Raw genomic sequence first — 3291 nt, forward strand, 5'->3', positions numbered from 1 at the left:
CGCACTGTCGAGCTGGAGGGCGCGGTCCGCCGTCTGCTGGACGAGGGCTTCGGTGCCTTCATCGAGTCCAGCGCGCACCCCGTGCTGACCATGGGTGTGCAGGAGACGGCCGAGGACGCGGGCCGTGAGGCTGCCGCGATCGGGTCGTTGCGCCGTGACGAGGGCGGTCTGGACCGCTTCTGGGCGTCCGTCGGCGAGGCGTGGACGCGCGGGGTGAGCGTCGACTGGCAGGCGGTGTTCGACGGTACGGGCGCGGAGCGCGTCGAGCTGCCCACGTACGCCTTCCAGCACCAGCACTACTGGCTCGAGGCGGGCACCCCCGCGGCTGCCGCCACCGCCGCCGACCCCGTAGAGGCCCGCTTCTGGGAGGCCGTGGAGCGCGAGGACTGGCAGGCGCTCGCCGCCGAGCTGGACGTCGACGGCGATGAGCGGGTCAGCGCGCTGCTGCCCGCGCTGGCCACCTGGCGCAAGCAGAGCCGTGAGCAGTCCACGGTAGACGGCTGGCGATACCGCGTCGCCTGGAAGCCGCTCGCCGATGGGCAGCCGGCCCGGCTGTCCGGCGCGTGGCTCCTCGTCGCCCCGGCCACCGAGGACGTCTGGACCGACGCGGTGGCCGGTGTGCTCGCCGAACGCGGCGCCGACGTACGGCGGATCGCCGTGGACACCGACGCCGACGGCCGGGACGAACTGATCGCGCGGCTGCGGGCCGCGTTCACCGAAACCGATGGCATCCCGTTCGCCGGAGTCCTGTCGCTGCTGGCCCTCGACGGCCATCCGCACCCCCGGCACCCCTCCGTCCCCGCCGGAGTGGCGGCGCAGCTCGCGCTGGTGCAGGCGCTGGGCGACGCGGAGATCGGCGCGCCGCTGTGGTCCGCCACCCGTGGCGCCGTCTCCGTGGGCCGTACGGACACCCTCGAATCCCCCGAGCAGGCGCTGGTCTGGGGGCTCGGCCGGGTGGCCGCGCTGGAGCACGGCGAGCGCTGGGGCGGTCTGGTCGATCTGCCCGGGGCGCCCGACGAGAAGGCGCTGGCCCGGCTGGTGACCGTGCTCGCCGGGGCCGAGGAGGAGGACCAGGTCGCGATCCGCGCCACCGGGCTGCTGGTACGCCGTCTGGTGCGCGCCCCGCTGGCCGCCACGCCCGCCGTACGGACCTGGGAACCGGCCGGTACGACGCTGGTCACCGGCGGTACGGGCGCGCTGGGCGCCCATGTGGCGCGCTGGCTGGCCGCGGGCGGCGCCGAGCATCTGGTGCTCACCAGCCGCCGTGGTCTGGAGGCCCCGGGCGCGGCGGATCTGCGGTCCGAACTGACCGAGCTGGGCGCGAAGGTGACCATCGCCGCATGCGATGTGGCCGACCGTGCCCAGGTCGAGGCGCTGCTCGCGGGCATCCCCGCCGAGCACCCGCTGACGGCCGTCGTCCACACGGCCGCCGTGCTGGACGACGGGGTGATCGAGGGCCTGACCCCGGACCAGGTGGACCGGGTGCTGAAGGTCAAGGTCGACGCCACCCGCCATCTGCACGAGCTGACCCGGGAGCTGGACCTCTCGGCGTTCGTGCTGTTCTCGTCCTTCGCGGCCACCTTCGGCGCGCCCGGCCAGGGCAACTACGCCCCGGGCAACGCCTTCCTCGACGCCTTCGCCGAGCACCGGCGCGCCCAGGGACTGCCCGCCACCTCGCTGGCCTGGGGCCCGTGGGGCGAGGGCGGGATGGCCGAGGGCGGTGTCGGTGACCGGATGCGCCGCCACGGTGTCATCGAGATGGCGCCACGGTCGGCCGTCACCGCGCTCCAGCACGCGCTGGACCGCGACGAGTCGGTACTGACCGTCGTCGACATGGAGTGGAAGCGCTTCGTTCTCGCCTTCACTTCCGGCCGCTCCCGTCCGCTGCTGCACGACCTGCCCGAGGCGCGGGACGTCATCCAGGACATGGCCGGGGACACCGAGGCGGACGGCGCGGGCGCGGTGGCGCTGGCGCGGCAGCTCGCCGGGGTGCCGGAGGCCGAGCGGGAGCGGCTGGTGCTGGAGCTGGTCCGCACCGCCGTCGCGGCCGTCCTGGGCTACGCCGGCGCGGACGACGTCGAGGCGGGCCGGGCCTTCAAGGAGCTGGGCTTCGACTCGCTGACCGCCGTCGAGCTGCGCAACCGGCTCGGCGCCGCCAGCGGGCTGAAGCTGCCGCCGACGCTGATCTTCGACTACCCCACGCCCACGGTGCTCGCGCGCCATCTGCGCACCGAGATCGCGGGCGGGCAGCAGGCGGCCGTGGCCGCGCTGCCGACGGCGGCGGCGCTCGCCGACGACGAGCCGATCGCCATCGTCTCCATGAGCTGCCGCTTCCCGGGCGGTGTGCGCACCCCGGAGGAGCTGTGGCAGTTGCTCACCTCCGGTGGCGACGCGCTGTCGGAGTTCCCGGGCGACCGCGGCTGGGACATCGAGTCCCTGTACAACCCGGACCCGGACGCGCAGGGCACCAGCTACACCCGCGAGGGCGGATTCCTCACCGGGGCCGCCGACTTCGACCCCACCTTCTTCGGGATCTCGCCGCGTGAGGCCATGGCGATGGACCCGCAGCAGCGGCTGCTGCTGGAGACGTCGTGGGAGGCGTTCGAGCGGGCGGGCATCGACCCGGCCACGCTGCACGGCACCCCGTCCGGTGTCTTCGTCGGCACCAACGGCTCCGACTACTCCATCGTCATGCGCAGCAACACCGAGGGCTACGAGGGCCATCTGGCCACCGGCAGCGCCGCGAGCGTCGTCTCCGGCCGCCTCTCGTACACCTTCGGCCTGGAGGGCCCGGCGGTCACCGTCGACACCGCGTGCTCGGCGTCGCTGGTGGCGCTGCACCTGGCCGTCCAGTCGCTGCGCCAGGGCGAGTGCACCATCGCGCTCGCGGGCGGGGTGACCGTGATGGCCACCCCGGGCACCTTCATCGAGTTCAGCCGCCAGCGCGGACTGTCCTCCGACGGCCGCAGCAAGGCGTTCTCCTCGGACGCGGACGGCTTCAGCCCGGCCGAGGGCGTGGGCATGCTGCTGGTCGAGCGGCTGTCGGACGCGCGCAAGAACGGCCACCCGGTGCTGGCGGTCGTGCGGGGCTCGGCGATCAACCAGGACGGTGCGTCCAACGGGCTGACGGCGCCGAACGGGCCGTCCCAGCAGCGGGTGATCCGGCAGGCCCTCGCCAACGCCCGGCTGTCGCCCGCCGAGGTGGACGTCGTCGAGGCACACGGCACCGGTACGACGCTGGGTGACCCGATCGAGGCGCAGGCGCTGCTGGCCACCTACGGCCAGGAGCGG

1 protein-coding gene is annotated in these 3291 nt (G+C 74.4%); it reads left to right on the forward strand.

The annotated features are described in order from the left end of the window. On the forward strand, nucleotides 1-3291 hold a 3291-nt coding region (locus KN815_RS38250), incomplete at both ends, for a type I polyketide synthase (protein ID WP_216346416.1).

The sequence above is a fragment of the Streptomyces niphimycinicus genome (assembly GCF_018883605.1).
GTDB lineage: Bacteria > Actinomycetota > Actinomycetes > Streptomycetales > Streptomycetaceae > Streptomyces > Streptomyces niphimycinicus.